This is a genomic window from Nocardia sp. NPDC051981 (genome assembly GCF_040680715.1).
Taxonomy (GTDB): Bacteria; Actinomycetota; Actinomycetes; order Mycobacteriales; family Mycobacteriaceae; genus Nocardia.
In genome coordinates this window covers 66,206-80,524 of sequence record NZ_JBFAXK010000023.1, presented here as the reverse complement: position 1 = coordinate 80,524, position 14,319 = coordinate 66,206, and the positions used below count along the sequence as shown (strand labels likewise).

Below are 14,319 nucleotides of genomic sequence, written 5' to 3'. Positions count from 1 at the left end.
CGGCTATCCGCTACGCCGGGAGTCGGTCAGAGCTGCTCGCGGACGCCGATCTCGATGCGCTTGCCGAGCTCGGCGTCGACACTCTTCCAATAGTCGAAGACCCGGCTCAGGATCGGCTCGCGCACGCCGCCCAGGACGTGGCCGACGACATTGCCCACCAGGCGATCCCGCTCGGCGTCATTCATGACCTCGCGAACCAGGGTGCCGGCCTGCACGAAGTCGTTGTCCTCGCGGTGCTGGAGGTAGCCGGCCCGGACCATGTTCGGGTCGAACGCCCAGGCGCCGTCGTCGATGGCGCGCGCCGGATCGGCGTGCGGGCCGCCGAAGGAGTTGGGCGCGTACACCGGAACGCTCGCGGCATTGTGCGCGAAGCGCATGGCGCCGTCCTGCGAGTAAGAGTTCACCGGAGCGGCCTTGGCCCGGTTCGGCGGCAGCTGCTCGTGGTTCGCGCCGATGCGATAGCGGTGCGCGTCGGCGTAGGCGAAGACGCGGCCCAGCAGCATCTTGTCGGGCGAGAAGGCAATGCCGGGAACCACATTCGAGGGCGCGAAGGCGGCCTGCTCGATGTCCACGAAGAAGTTCGCGGGGTTGCGGTTCAGGGTCCAGCGGCCGACCTCGATGAGCGGGTAGTCCTGCTGCGACCAGACCTTGGTCAGGTCGAACGGGTTGAAGCGGTAGTTGTCCGCCTCGGCGACCGGCATGATCTGGACCTTCAGGGTCCAGCTCGGGAAGTCGCCGCGCTCGATGGCCTGGTACAGGTCGCGACGGTGGAAGTCGGCGTCCTTACCGGCGAGCTCGTCGGCCTCGGCCTGGGTCAGGTTCTTGATGCCCTGGTCGGTCTTGAAGTGGTACTTCACCCAGAAGCGCTCGCCGGCCTCGTTGATCCACTGGTAGGTGTGCGAGCCGAAGCCGTCCATGTGGCGCAGGGTGGCCGGGATGCCGCGGTCGCCCATGAGCCAGGTGACCTGGTGGGCGGTCTCCGGGCGCAAGGTCCAGAAGTCCCACTGCATGTTCGCGTCGCGCAGGCCGGAGCCGGGCAGGCGCTTCTGCGAGTGGATGAAGTCGGGGAACTTGATCGGGTCCTTGATGAAGAACACCGGGGTGTTGTTGCCGACGATGTCGTAGTTGCCCTCGGTGGTGTAGAACTTCACCGCGAAACCGCGCGGGTCGCGCCAGGTGTCGGGGCTGCCCTGCTCACCGGCGACTGTGGAGAAACGCACCAGCGACTCGGTGCGGGTGCCCGGCTGGAACAGCGCGGCCTTGGTGTAGCGGCTGACATCACCGGTAACCACCAGTTCGCCGAACGCGCCCGAACCCTTGGCGTGCACCACGCGCTCGGGCACCCGTTCCCGGTTGAAGTGGGCGAGTTTCTCGATCAGGTAGTGATCGTGCAGCACGATCGGGCCCTGTGTGCCCGCGGTGAGCGATTCGTTGTCGCTGGGCACCGGGGCGCCGGTATTGGTGGTGGTCGCCTTGGTCATGTTTTCGAGCGTGCCGAGTTTTCTGGAACTAGTCAAGAAAAGTCCGCAGGGCAGTGAGTAAACAAAGGTATATACAGTCCGGTCGCGCGAGATCGGCAAATATCGAGCGAAGGATTATCGCGGCCGGACACCATCGCGGGACCGTTGCCCGGATCACACTCCCTGCCCTGGAATAGATCCGGCGGACCCCGGGTTGATCCCCCTTGCCGGCGTCGGAACAGCCCCGGGCCGCACCCTTCGTCGCTACGAGCGACCACTCGCCGAGAGGCGCTTGTTGGGCGTCGGCTTCAACTTTCCGGGTTCAGCCCGAGCGGCATGCGTCGGACCCGGCTCGCGCACACCGGGATTCGCCGACCGGCCGCCACCCCTGGTTCGATCAGGGGGTGACCGCGGCGCGACCCGCCAGCTCCCGTAGCTCGTCGGCCGGTCGGCGACCGGCGAACTGCAGCAGATCGCGCACCACTTCGCGGGCGCGATGATCGGTGTGCACCAGTTCGGGGGTTAGTCGCTCGGCATTGAGCAACGCTTCCAATGCCTCGCTCGCCTGCCGCCGCTGCGCGTGCGCGCGGGCCACATCGACCAGGAAGCGCGCCTGCCGCTCCGGAGACAGGATCGAGGCGTCGACGGTGCGCGCGGTATCGAGCGCCTCGCCGGCGTCGCCCAGTTCGACCGCCACGGCCACCGCGTGCACGGCGACCCCGGTCGGACCGAACTCGGTGTCGAAATCGTTGCGGCCCTCGCCCAGCCGGTCGGCGGCGGCGCGCGCCGCCGCCAGCCCGGTGCGGGCGGCCGTGCGATTCCCGTCCGTCGCCGCGATCACCGCCAGCATGAGCTGCAGAGATCCGTAGAGCGACAGCACTTCCGGCCGCGGCCGCTCAGCCGCCACCTGCGCGGCCAGCGCGGCCACCGACACGCGCGCCGCCTGCTCGGCCTGTTCCAGGCGTTGCAGACGCAGGAAAGCCTGTGCCATGCGGTAGGTTCCGGCCACCACGCTCAGCGCGTCACCAGATTCCTCGGCCGCGGACAGTGCGCGATCGGCGGCGACCCACGCCGCGTCGACCTCTTCCTGGCGGGTGAACGCGGTCGCGGCCACCTGATAGGCGCGCGAGAGCAGGGTCAGCACCTCCGGCCGCCGCGTGGCATCCGCCCGCGCGGCGTGCTCGAGATCCGGAATCAGTTCCAGCAGACTGCTGCCCACCTCGACCAGCCGGGATTCGTGCGCCAGCTGCCAGGCCAGGTCCACTCGCTGTTGCAGCTCCGGCAGTTTCGCGGCCGCAGTGCTCGGCTCGAGACTGCGATCGGCCTCGTCTCCGAAGAGCTGTTCCAGGGCGGGATGCCCGGTGAGCAGCAGCCGCAGCTGCTCGAACACCGCCGAGCCGGGCCGATGCCCGTCACCACGGTCGGCGGCAATCGGTTCGGCCGCTTCGGGACGCAGATCGCGTACCGCCACTCCGAGCACGTCCGCCAGTCTTTGCAGAACGGACAGTCGCTCAACAGGCAGCACGTCTCGCTCGACCTGCGACACCCAGCTTTCCGAGCGCCGAATCGCCGCTCCCAACTCTTTCTGCGATAGTCCCCGCCGCCGGCGCAACTCCGCTACCCGTGCCCCAAGGGTACTTTCGGCCACCGGGTCAAACTCCTTCTGCCTGATCGGCTTTCCCGGCCGTCACCGCCCGCTTGTTTCGCCGATGTCTACCATGCCCTTCTCCTTCCGCCCTTTCCATCCAGAGGGGGGATCTGCCGACAAGGATTCCAGACCGACCGAGCTTACGGCGCACAGTATGGAACATGGATTTTTCTTATTGCATCGCAATTTTTCTGTGTTTAACGTTTGAAGAGGACCCGTCGAACCAAACGGACGACAAGAGGTGATCATGCCCGGCGAACTTCTCTTCTTCCTACTCGGAGCCGGAATCGGCGGCGCGGCAATGTGGTTCGCGGCGTGCGCCCTTGCGGCCACCAAGTATTCCTCCACTGCCGACGGGGCGACGGTGCAAAGCATCACCGCGCGCCTCGAACGCGAGGGTATCCGGAACTCGCGCTCGATGAAAGGTCATCCAGCCTCGCATCGGGCACCATCGAGATGACCGCCGCGCCGAAAACCGGCGAAGTCCATGTGCGCCTGCGGTTTCCCGGAGGAATGATCTTGGATTACCGCGCGGAACGCGCAATTGCCGAACGCCTCGCTGCGCATTTGCGCCCGCATCGCATAGAAGTCACGATCGCCGGGCTCCGGACCGATCGACTACCGCCGCTCCCCTGTGCCGAACTTTGGGCGGATTGACCGACTCCAGAGAGCGTATCGCATTGACGCCTGGACAATATCCGAAAACGGACCGTGCACTTTCTTGTGCACGGTCCGTTACGGATACATCTGATCAGTTGTTCAAAAGAACTTCCGCGATCTGAATCGTGTTGAGCGCGGCGCCCTTACGCAGGTTGTCGCCGGAGATGAACAGCGCCAGACCGCGACCGTCCGGCACACCCGGATCCTGGCGGATGCGGCCCACCAGCGACTCGTCGATACCGGCGGCGGCCAGCGGGGTGGGGACGTCGGTGAGCTTCACACCCGGCGCCTTCGCCAGCAGCTCCTCGGCGCGCTCCACCGAAAGCGGCTGCGCGAATTCGGCATTGATCGACAGCGAGTGGCCGGTGAAGACCGGGACGCGCACACAGGTACCGCTCACCAGCAGATCCGGCAGACCCAGGATCTTGCGGGACTCGTTGCGCAGCTTCTGATCCTCGTCGGTCTCGCCGCTGCCGTCGTCCACCAGCGAACCCGCCAGCGGGATCACGTCGAAGGCGATCGGGGCCACGTACTTGTTCGGCGCCGGGAACGCCACGGCCGAACCGTCGTGCACCAGCTTCTCGGCATCGCCGATGACGGCGCGCACCTGCGAGGCCAGTTCCTCGACACCGGCCAGACCGGAGCCCGACACCGCCTGGTAGCTGGACACGATCAGCCGCTGCAGCCCGGCCTCGTCGTGCAGCACCTTGAGCACCGGCATGGCGGCCATGGTGGTGCAGTTCGGGTTGGCGATGATGCCCTTGACCAGGTTGCGGGTGGCCTCCGGGTTCACCTCGGAGACGACCAGCGGCACCTCGGGGTCCTTGCGCCAGGCCGAGGAGTTGTCGATGACGGTGACACCGGCGGCCGCGAAGCGCGGGGCCTGCACCCGGGACATGGTGGCGCCGGCCGAGAACAGCGCGATGTCCAGTCCGCTCGGGTCGGCGGTCTCGGTGTCCTCGACCACGATGTCGCGGCCGCGGAACGGCAACGTCTTGCCCGCCGAGCGCGCGGACGCGAAGAACCGCACCTCGTCGGCCGGGAAGTTGCGCTCCTCCAGCAGCTTTCGCATGACCGCGCCGACCTGACCGGTCGCGCCGACGACGCCTACACGCACACCCATACCGCTACCGTCCCGTTCCGCCGTGCACGACCGCGACCTCGTCGCCGCCCAGATCGAACGCCGAGTGCAGCACCTTCACGGCCTCGTCCAGGTCGTTGTCCTTGACCAGCACCGAGATCCGGATCTCCGAGGTGGAGATCAGGTCGATGTTGATGCCCGCGTCAGCCAGCGACTCGCAGAAGGTGGCGGTCACGCCCGGGTGCGATTTCATACCCGCGCCGACCAGCGACACCTTGCCGATGTGGTCGTCGTACACGACCTGGGAGAAGCCGATCTCGCCCTGCTGCCTGGTGAGCAGCTCGACGGCCCGCGGGCCCTCCAGTTTGGGCAGGGTGAAGGTGATGTCGGTCTTACCGGTGTCGACCTTCGAGATGTTCTGCAACACCATGTCGATATTGATCTCGGCATCGGCGACCGCGCGGAACACCTTGGCGGCGTAGCCCGGCTTGTCCGGAATGCCGACCACGGTCACCTTGGCCTCGCTGCGGTCGTGCGCGACGCCCGTGAGGATTGCTTGCTCCAAGGGGATGTCCTCCATCGATCCGGTAATCATGGTGCCCGTCTTGTCGGTGTACGAGGACCGCACGTGAACGGGCACGTTGTAGCGGCGCGCGTACTCGACGCAACGCAGCATGAGAACTTTCGAGCCGCAGGCGGCCATCTCCAGCATTTCCTCATAGGAGACGGTGTCCAGCTTCTGGGCGTCGGAGACGATGCGCGGGTCGGCGCTGAACACGCCGTCCACATCGGTGTAGATCTCGCACACGTCGGCATTGAGCGCGGCGGCCAGCGCGACGGCGGTGGTATCGGAACCACCGCGACCCAGCGTGGTCACGTCCTTGCTGTCCTGGCTCACGCCCTGGAAGCCCGCGACCAGCACGATGGTGCCCTCACCGAGCGCCTGCTGCACCCGGCCCGGGGCCACGTCGATGATCTTGGCATTGCCGTGCGTGCCGGTCGTGATGACACCGGCCTGCGAGCCGGTGAACGAACGGGCCTCGGCGCCCAGCGAGTGAATGGCCATGGCGACCAACGCATTGGAGATGCGCTCACCGGAGGTGAGGAGCATGTCCATCTCGCGGGCCGGGGCGGCGGGCGCGACCTGCTGGGCCAGATCGAGGAGTTCGTCGGTGGTGTCGCCCATGGCGGAACACACGACGACCACATCGTGGCCCTGCTTCTTGGTCTCGACGATCCGCTCAGCGACCCGACGGATGCGCTCGGCGGTGGCGACCGAGGATCCTCCGTACTTCTGGACGACTAGAGCCACGGCGGAAATCCTCCAAGATCGACAAACTGCTGCTACCGACGCTCAAGACTACCGGCCCAGGTCCACGACTTTTCGTCCCACCTCCCGTCCGCGGATTCCAGTCACCCGGCAGCTATTCCGGCGCCGACATCCGCACGCCCGGATCATGCTTGGCGACAAGGGTGTTGAACAGCCAGCTGCACTTGGTGTTGTGGAAGGCGACGAAGCCCCACTCGCCCTCCCGCCGCACCGCGACGTACACGTTCACCTTGGTGTTGAAGCGATTCCGGCGGCGCTTGCCCTTCACCACGGCGCCACGGCCGTGCACGACCGCGACATCAGGGGTGACGAACCGCAGACCGGTGATCTCACCGTCGAGGCGGGTGCCCTTCATGTACTTCGCGAACAGCGGTTCGTGCGAGGCCCGGATCGCCTCGCGCCCCCGCAGCCGGGCGCCGAACCAGGTGACGTAGTCGGCGTCCGGCGTGAAGACCGCGGCGTAGGCGGCGGCATCCCCGTCCGCCCATGCCTGATTCGAGCGCTCGAACAGCGCGCGAACCGCGGTTTCGTCGGTGATCTGCTGAACAGTCATGACATCCCTCCCGAAGATACCTGAACGAGTCATCAACTGATTTGAGAAGTAGTTGACTCATTCAGATATTGTCCGAGTGAGACTAAGCTGTCAAGGGATGAGCGAGAAACACGACGAACTGGGCGCCGCCCTCACCTTCGCCGCCCAGCGCAGCGCCACCGACGCCGTGATGCTGCACGGGGCCATGGCCGACAAGCTCGGCCTGCACGTCACCGACCTGCGCTGTCTCAATATGCTGCGCATCGGCGGCCCGGCCACCGCGGGCGAACTGGCCCAGCGCACCGGCCTCACCACCGGGGCCATCACCCGGATGATCGACCGGCTGCTGAAGGGCGGATTCGTACGGCGCGAACACGATTCGAAGGATCGGCGCCGGGTGATCATCACCGCCCTGGACGACCGCATCGACGAGATCGCACCGCACTACGAGTTCCTGGCAACGGAATTCGCCAAGATCGCCCGCGATTATTCGGACGAGCAGTTGGAGCTACTGCTCGAGATCTTCAACCGGCTGCACGAGACCTCGATGGACGTCACCGCCCGGATCCGCGAAAGCGATTGACCACGAACGGGACTCAGGCCCGATCGAGCCAGGTGACCAGCGTGCCGTTGCCGAATTCCCGGCGCTGGGTGACCTCGAACCGGGACGGGCTGAAGTTGCCGACGATCATGGGCAGGCCCGCACCCGCGATGATGGGGTAGCTCTTGAGGATCAACCGGTCGATCTCGCCGATCAGCTGTCCCGACAGGTTCGCGCCGCCACAGAGCCAGATGTCCAGGCCCTCTTCCTTCTTCAGGCGCCGGACCAGTTCGGCCGGATCGCCCGAAACGATCTCCACCTGCGGATTGTCCACCGGCGCAAGGGTGGTCGAGAAGACGTACTGCTTCAGGTGGTTGTACGGACTGTCGGTTCCGGCGGCCAGGCCGGGTTCGTAACTGCCGCGACCCATGAGGACCGTGTCGATCTCCCGGTTCGGCGTATCGACCGGCAGGCCGACCAGTTCACGAAGGTGGGTCGGGACGGTCTCCGGCATGGCCTCTTTGAACCAGGCCATCATGTCGTCGCCGATCGGATAGAAGTCGTATTCCCCCTGCGGACCGGCGATGTAGCCGTCGAGGGTGACCGCCACGTAGTAGACGAGCTTTCGCATGTTTACCGCCTTGTTCGTAGTACTATGTCCGTAGTGATTACGAACGTAGTACTACACATGGAGTGGTGTCAATGGTTCGGACGAATCCGGAACGACGCAATGCCCTGATCGACGCGGCCATCGAGGTCCTGGCCCGCGACGGCGCGCGCGGACTCACCTTCCGCGCGGTCGACAAGGAGGCCGGGGTGCCCGCGGGCACCGCCTCGAACTACTTCGCCAATCGCGACGAACTTCTCATCCAGGCGGGGCATCGTTTCTACGAGCGGCTACAACCCAGCAAGGAGACGATGGACCATCTCTTCACCGGCCCGCGCACCCGCGAGACCATCGCGGAGCTGATGGCGGAGACCATCACCCGCATCACCGGGTTCCGCACCGGCTACCTCGCCCTGCTGGAACTCCGACTCGAGGCCACCCGTCGCCCGGAGCTGCAGGCGATCCTCGCCGAGCGGGTGCGCGCGGACCTCGATTTCAATGTCCGCAACCATCTGGACTCCGGCCTGCCCGGCGACGCCGATTCGGTGACGCTGCTCTACCTGGCCCTGAACTGGCTGATCGTCGAAAGACTCACGCTGCCGGACATCTTCACCGACGAGGAGGCGGCCCGGCTGGTGCGCATGGCGGTGGAACGTGCCATTCCGACCTTGTGACGGGCATCACCAGGGGCGAATAATCCCAAGTATGCATGCAAGTGTCGGTGATCATCTGGTCATCCATGGGCGCAATGTCGGACTCCCCGACCACACCGCGGAAATCGTCGAAGTGCGCGGCGCGGAAGGTGAGCCGCCCTACGTGGTGCGGTTTGCCGACGGCCGTACGAGCCTGGTGTTCCCGGGCCCGGACTCGGTGGTGGAGCCGGGCTGACGAGACCCGGTCACAACCCGTTTCGGCCGTGTTAGCCCAAGATTTTCCGATCACGCCCCGGCGTGACCGGATAGCCCTGCCGAGCAGGGAAATCGGGGCTTACCAGACCGACCAGTCGGTCAGAAGCGAGGGGTAGCACAGTTGACTCTCCGAGCGACCCTGGTCACAATCGGTGCCCGAATGGAAGGGTAGATATGAGAACGAAGACTGATCACCGGTTCGTCATCGACATCGATCCCGGCCAGGTGATGGATGCGTTGCTCATGGTCGAGCAAATGCCCGACTGGTCCCCCTCCCATCAGGACGTCCGGGTCGCCACCCGCGACAAGCGCGGCCGCCCCAAGCGCGTCTACGTGTCGGCCAATCTCATGGGCCGCCCCGACCGGCAGGTCGTCGAATACACCTGCACCGAGAACCGCGTCGAATGGCGGGTTTCCGAATCCAGCGCCGGCGCCGGCGGCAAGGGCTGGTTCGACCTCGGCGAAACCGAGGACGGCGCCACCGAGGTCTGGTACCACTCCGAGGTCTACCTGCCGATTCCCGCGCCCGGCATGCTGCTCAAGCGCAGCGCCCGTCGCGAGGGCGACGCGATGATCAGCAACTTCATCGCATTCGTCGAATCCGTCACCGGCGTCCAAGGACTCGGTGAGGTGGAGGAGGCGCCCTACGCCGAATCGGCCGCCTTCGAGCAGCCCGGTCAGGTCCAGCCCGGGTACGCCCAGCCGGGCTACGCGCAGCGCCTGGACTACGGCCGCAATTTCGAGCCCGGCTTCGGCACCGCGTAGGCCGGCCGCGAACGCTCGCGGCTGATCGCGAACAGCGAACAGTCGTGATCGGCACTGCCTTTCGAGCCGCGCATTGGGCAGGATGTCCCTCATGCCCGGTCCCGTACGCACCCGCATGACGCCCGTCGCCGAGGACGCCTCGGTGACGCAGCTGGAACTGTTCTTCGACCTGGTGATCGTCTTCGCCTTCACCATGGTCACCGACTTCGCCGCGCACGAGACCACCGCGGTCAATCTGCTGCGCGCACTGCTCATTCTGGCCATGCTGTGGTGGAGCTGGATCGGCTACTCCTGGCTCGGCAATGTGGTCAAGGCCGATGAGGGCATCGCCCGGGTGGCCATGTTCGTGGCCATGGGCGCGGCGTTCATCATCGCGCTCACCATTCCCGAGTCCTTCCACGATCTGCCGGGCGGCTGGTACGGGCCACTGGTTTTCGTCATCGCGTACCTGGCCGTGCGGCTGGTCCACCTGACCGTGTTCTGGATGGCCAGCAGCCACGACGCCCAGCTACGCCGGCAGGTGATCCGCTGGGCCGCAGGCTCACTCAGCGTGGCCAGCGTGCTGCTGGTGGCCGGCGCGCTCACCACCGGGACCGCGCAGCTGGGGCTGTGGCTGGCGGCGCTGGTCTGGGACATGGGCTGGACGTTCTTCGCGGGCAACGAGTGGCGGCTCTACTCGCCCTCGCACTTCGCCGAACGGTACGGGCTGATCGTCATCATCGCGCTGGGCGAATCCATCGTGTCCATCGGCGTCGGCGTGGCCGGGCTGCCGATCTCGTGGTCCATCACCATGGGTTCGATGCTGGGCCTGGGCGTGGCGGGCCTGCTGTGGTGGGCGTACTTCGATGTGGCCGCGCTGGTCGTGGAGCACGCGATGCATCGCGCCGGCGGCGAGCGCCGCATCCAGATCGCGCGCAACTGCTACACCTTCTGGCACTTCCCGATGATCGCCGGAATCGTGGCCATGGCACTGGGTTTGAAGAAGGTGCTCAACTACGTGGGTGGGGCGCAAGGACATTCACTCAGCGACGAGCTGCACGGGATTCCGCTGTTCGCGCTGTACGGCGGTGTGATCGCGTACCTGGTCGCCCTGGTCGGGTTCCGGCACTACGCGACCGGCAAGGTGCTGGTGCCGCGACTGGTGGCGGCGGTGGTGCTGCTGGCCCTGATCCCGCTGGCGTCGGCGGTGCCCGCACTGGCCGCGCTCGGCATGCTCTGCGCGGTCCTGCTGGCGCTCATCGTGTTCGAGGTGGTGCGCTATGCCCAACCGCGCGATCTGATCCGGCACGGGCTCGACTGAGGCCCTCGAACACGCGGCCGGCGACGGCTCAGGGCCGCGGGGTGGGCCGGTTGTCGATGGCCTCAGGCACCCGATCCCCCGAGTTCACGGCCTCGCGGATCTGATTGATGTTCTCGCGCAGGGCATCCGCCACCAGCTCGTCGGTGCGCGGATCGGCGAGCACCTGCAGCACGACGCGGAAACTGGCGTCGGCGATGCCGCGAATCATCTCCTCGTGGAACGGGACATAGCGCACCTTCCCCAGCTGGGGATCACTGCGGATCACCTCGAGGATCATCTGGTCGATCTCGGAACGGTTCTCCTCCAGCGCATTCGCGATATTGCGGGTGTATCGGCCACACCGCAAAACCTCGGCGACCTCGTCCAGCACGGCCACCGTGATCGGGCGCTCGATGGCCTCGACGATGGCGCCGATCGACCGGTTCACCACGGCCGCGGTGATCCGGTCGCCGAACGCGCGGTCGGCCACCCGGCCCACCCGCACCGCGATCACCACGATGCGCAGCAACCGGAAACCGCGGAAGAACGGACTGGTCACCGGGATCATGCCGAGGACCTCGTACCAGTAGATGAAGGGGAAGGTCCAGCTCCAGCCCTCACGCCGCCAGCGCCACAGGAATTCGGCGAGGAACACCGCGCAGATGCTGTAGTCCGTGATGCGGATCGTCCGGTAGGTGTGATCGGAGACCGGGAAGAACGTCACCCAGGTGACGAGCGCGACCGAGACCACCGCGAGCCCGAGCATGGCGAAATCGGTCCACAGGGTGGGAGGCTTGTGGGGGATTTCATCCTCATCCGCTGCGCCGAGCTCGATCACGACGTCCCCTTCCTCATCGAATGGTCCCGCCAGCGTAGTCGGCGCAAACGACCGCGCGGCGGGCATCGAGGGGCTGGGCTCTCGGGCCGGCTACTTCCCCGCCCGGATGATCGCCTCGATATTGCGTTCCGCCACAGCGGTGATGGTGAGCGACGGGTTCACCGTCGCGGTGCTGCCCGGGATGCCCGCGCCGTCCATGACGTACAGGCCCGGATGCCCGATGACCCGGCCGTAGCCGTCGGTGGCCCGCCCCAGCACCGCCCCGCCCAGCGGGTGCGCGGTGAAGAAGCCTTGCGCGTCAAAGCCGATCGGCGTGTAGTTCACCAGCGAGCGGTCGGCCTGCGCCACCCGTTGATCGACCGCGCGGCAGGCGGCGACCACCTGATCCTGGGCCGCTCTGGGCCAGCTCAGTCCCACCGCGTTGCGGCCGGCGTCGTAGCCGAAGCGGGCCCGGGTCGGATCCAGCGTGATGCCGAGCGAGCCGATGGCGCCGGTGTCCACCGGAATGCCCGGCACATACCAGCTTTCGAGGTGCAGCGGCATACCCGAGTCGTCGAAGATGCGGCTGGCACTGGGCACGCCACCGCCGGTCATGGACAGCGAGCTGACGCTGCGCGCCAGCACCACATCGCCATTGGTGCCCCAGCCGTCGCCCACGTGCTCGTTGAGGTTGGGCAGGGCGCCGGTGGCCTGGGCGCGCACCAGCAGTTCGGAGGTGCCCACCGAGCCCGCGCCGAGGAACAGGCGGTCGCAGGTGAGGGTACGGCGGCCGAGCACCTGACCGGTCGGGGCCAGCTTGGTCACCGCGACCACGTATCTGCCGCTGCCGTCCTGGCCGATGGTGTCCACCCGGTGGCCCGGGTAGATGGCCGAGCGGCCGGTGCCCTCGGCGTAGCGCAGGTAGTTCTGGTTCAGATCGAACTTGGCGCCATTGGAATTGCCGAGATTGCTGCGCGACGCGGTGGCCGAGGCGCGGCTGGCGCCCGCCAGCTCGGCGCGGATCATATCCCAGTTGAAGATCGAATCATTGGCCTGCGGTTCGTAACCCGCGGCCCGCACCTGCTGATCCCATACCCGCGAATGGGTGAAGGGCATGGAGTCGTACACATCCGGCGGCATGGCGGAGAGTCGCAGCATCTGGCGGACCCGCGGGTAGTAGACCGAATCGAGTTCGTCGTAGTTCACCACGCCCCCGAAGACCTGGTCGAACAGGTGCCGCGGTGGCGCGACCATGGCGCCGCTGAACACGATGGACCCGCCGCCCACCGCCGCCGCGCGCCACACGTCGATGCCCGGATACTCCGTGACGTCCAGCACGCCACCGAAATCCGAGCACGGCATGGGCACCTTGGTGATGCCGGTGAAGCTGGTGCGATGCCAGAAGCCGCGCCCGTCGGGCAGGTCGTCGCCGGTGAAAATCTCCCGCCACGGGTCGTTGGGCCAGCGCGAGCCGCGCTCGAGCACGGTGTTCTGCACGCCCGCCTCGGCCAGCCGCAGCGCGGTCACCGCGGCCCCGAAGCCGGAGCCGATGACGATGGCCTCGCTGTGTTCCGGCGGATCCGGCAGCGGCGCAAAGATTTCCGGTACCCACGCCTGGTACAGCGCGTTCCACAACGGATTGGCCGACGCCGGTCCGGCGCCGCGACCGGCGGTACCCATCCCGACACCTGCCAGCAGAGCCGCCGAAACGGCAGCCTTCAACACGGCGCGCCTACGCAAGCGGCCACCTCCCTCATCACGCATGGCCGCGCGCGAGATTACCGCCCGGTCGGCAACGCCTCAACAGGTTGGTGGGAGATCACCACCGAGATATGCGGGCCGGCTATGTGTTTCCACACTTCACCGGCATCGCGGGACCGGGCGGAGGCGGCCGCTGTCAGGCCCGGAGGCGCTCGCGGCGGAGCTGGTCGACCTCCGGGAGATCCAGGGCCGGAAGCGAATCCACGCCCAGGGCCCGGGTCAGCAGATAGTCGGCGAGCTCGGGGTTACGGGCCAGGGCCGGGCCGTGCATGTAGGTGCCGAGCACCGAACCCTGGATGACGCCCTCGAAGCCGTCGCCCACCCCGTTGCCGACGCCCTTGGTGACGCGCCCCAGCGGTTTGGCGTCGCCGCCGAGTTTGGTTCCGCCACGGTGGTTCTCGAAGCCCGTGAGGGGCTGTGAGAGGCCCGGAACGAGGGGCTGGGTCGCCACCTCGCCGATGGCGCGCTTCTCCTGCGGGGAGGTGGTGACATCGAACAGGCCGACGCCGTCCACACGTTCCCCGCCGGAGGTCTCGTACCAGTGGCCGAGCACCTGGATGGCGGCGCAGATGGCCAGCACCGGAGCGCCGCGTCCGGCGGCCTCCTGCAGGCCCGGGTGACGCTGCAGGTGGCGGGTGGCCAGGCGCTGGGCCGAGTCCTCCGCGCCACCCAGGGTGTAGACGTCCAGCGAGTTGGGAACCGGCTCGGTGAGCGGGATTTCGATGATCTCGGCGTCGTAGCCGCGCATGCGCAGGCGCTGGCGCAGCACCACGGCATTGCCGCCGTCGCCGTAGGTGCCCATGACGTCGGGCAGGACCAGGCCGATGCGGACGGTCGATTCACTCATGCTGTTTCCTTTCGCGCGTGAGTGGGGCCCTGCGTGGTTACGCTGCGCAAGCGCTGGGAGGTGGAGCGACGCCTCCGGGCCTG

Annotated in this window: 14 protein-coding genes; 5 read left to right on the top strand and 9 right to left on the bottom strand. The window is 67.0% G+C overall.

Annotated features, from left to right (window positions below):
- Positions 1-26: 26 nt before the first annotated feature.
- From AB0L60_RS31610 to AB0L60_RS31590, 5 genes are all read right to left on the bottom strand, one after another.
- Positions 27-1,481 (bottom strand): catalase, encoded by a 1,455-nt coding sequence (locus AB0L60_RS31610; protein WP_364621402.1) that lies wholly within the window; start codon positions 1,479-1,481, stop codon positions 27-29.
- A 376-nt stretch (positions 1,482-1,857) separates the two neighbouring features.
- Complete coding sequence (locus AB0L60_RS31605; RefSeq protein ID WP_364621399.1) at positions 1,858-3,108, bottom strand: helix-turn-helix transcriptional regulator; 1,251 nt, start codon at positions 3,106-3,108, stop codon at positions 1,858-1,860.
- A gap of 751 nt (positions 3,109-3,859) precedes the next feature.
- Positions 3,860-4,891, bottom strand: a complete 1,032-nt coding sequence (locus AB0L60_RS31600) for an aspartate-semialdehyde dehydrogenase (protein WP_364621396.1) — start codon at positions 4,889-4,891, stop codon at positions 3,860-3,862.
- A gap of 4 nt (positions 4,892-4,895) precedes the next feature.
- Entirely contained in the window at positions 4,896-6,161 is a 1,266-nt protein-coding gene (locus tag AB0L60_RS31595) for an aspartate kinase (RefSeq protein WP_364621390.1), read from the bottom strand.
- A gap of 112 nt (positions 6,162-6,273) precedes the next feature.
- Positions 6,274-6,732 carry an SgcJ/EcaC family oxidoreductase gene (locus AB0L60_RS31590; RefSeq protein ID WP_364621388.1) on the bottom strand — a complete coding sequence of 153 codons (459 nt, stop codon included), beginning with the start codon at positions 6,730-6,732 and terminating at the stop codon, positions 6,274-6,276.
- Between the two features lie 97 nt (positions 6,733-6,829).
- On the opposite strand from AB0L60_RS31590, the gene AB0L60_RS31585 reads away from it, so the two are divergent.
- Positions 6,830-7,294 (top strand): MarR family transcriptional regulator, encoded by a 465-nt coding sequence (locus AB0L60_RS31585; RefSeq protein WP_354838919.1) that lies wholly within the window; start codon positions 6,830-6,832, stop codon positions 7,292-7,294.
- 13 nt (positions 7,295-7,307) lie between these two features.
- On the opposite strand, the gene AB0L60_RS31580 is transcribed toward AB0L60_RS31585, so the two are convergent.
- Positions 7,308-7,883: a dihydrofolate reductase family protein gene (locus tag AB0L60_RS31580; RefSeq protein WP_364621385.1), complete on the bottom strand. Its 576-nt coding sequence runs from the start codon at positions 7,881-7,883 to the stop codon at positions 7,308-7,310.
- A gap of 71 nt (positions 7,884-7,954) precedes the next feature.
- Between AB0L60_RS31580 and AB0L60_RS31575 the strand changes: the two genes are divergently transcribed.
- The 4 genes from AB0L60_RS31575 to AB0L60_RS31560 all read left to right on the top strand — a co-directional run bounded on the left by AB0L60_RS31575 (position 7,955) and on the right by AB0L60_RS31560 (position 10,832).
- A complete protein-coding gene (locus AB0L60_RS31575; RefSeq protein WP_364621382.1) occupies positions 7,955-8,533 on the top strand; it encodes a TetR family transcriptional regulator in 579 nt (192 codons plus the stop codon).
- A gap of 31 nt (positions 8,534-8,564) precedes the next feature.
- Positions 8,565-8,747 carry a DUF1918 domain-containing protein gene (locus AB0L60_RS31570; RefSeq protein WP_354838910.1) on the top strand — a complete coding sequence of 61 codons (183 nt, stop codon included), beginning with the start codon at positions 8,565-8,567 and terminating at the stop codon, positions 8,745-8,747.
- Positions 8,748-8,941: 194 nt separating this feature from the next.
- Positions 8,942-9,532 (top strand): SRPBCC family protein, encoded by a 591-nt coding sequence (locus AB0L60_RS31565; RefSeq protein ID WP_354838907.1) that lies wholly within the window; start codon positions 8,942-8,944, stop codon positions 9,530-9,532.
- 91 nt (positions 9,533-9,623) lie between these two features.
- Positions 9,624-10,832, top strand: coding sequence for a low temperature requirement protein A (locus AB0L60_RS31560; protein WP_364621376.1), 1,209 nt, complete (start codon positions 9,624-9,626; stop codon positions 10,830-10,832).
- A 28-nt stretch (positions 10,833-10,860) separates the two neighbouring features.
- Here AB0L60_RS31560 and AB0L60_RS31555 read toward each other — a convergent pair whose 3' ends face one another.
- The 3 genes from AB0L60_RS31555 to AB0L60_RS31545 form a co-directional block, all read right to left on the bottom strand.
- Complete coding sequence (locus AB0L60_RS31555) at positions 10,861-11,649, bottom strand: ion transporter (protein WP_364621374.1); 789 nt, start codon at positions 11,647-11,649, stop codon at positions 10,861-10,863.
- 90 nt (positions 11,650-11,739) lie between these two features.
- A complete protein-coding gene (locus tag AB0L60_RS31550) occupies positions 11,740-13,308 on the bottom strand; it encodes a GMC oxidoreductase (RefSeq protein ID WP_364621371.1) in 1,569 nt (522 codons plus the stop codon).
- A 217-nt stretch (positions 13,309-13,525) separates the two neighbouring features.
- A complete protein-coding gene (locus tag AB0L60_RS31545) occupies positions 13,526-14,236 on the bottom strand; it encodes a glutamine amidotransferase (RefSeq protein WP_364621369.1) in 711 nt (236 codons plus the stop codon).
- Positions 14,237-14,319: the final 83 nt, after the last annotated feature.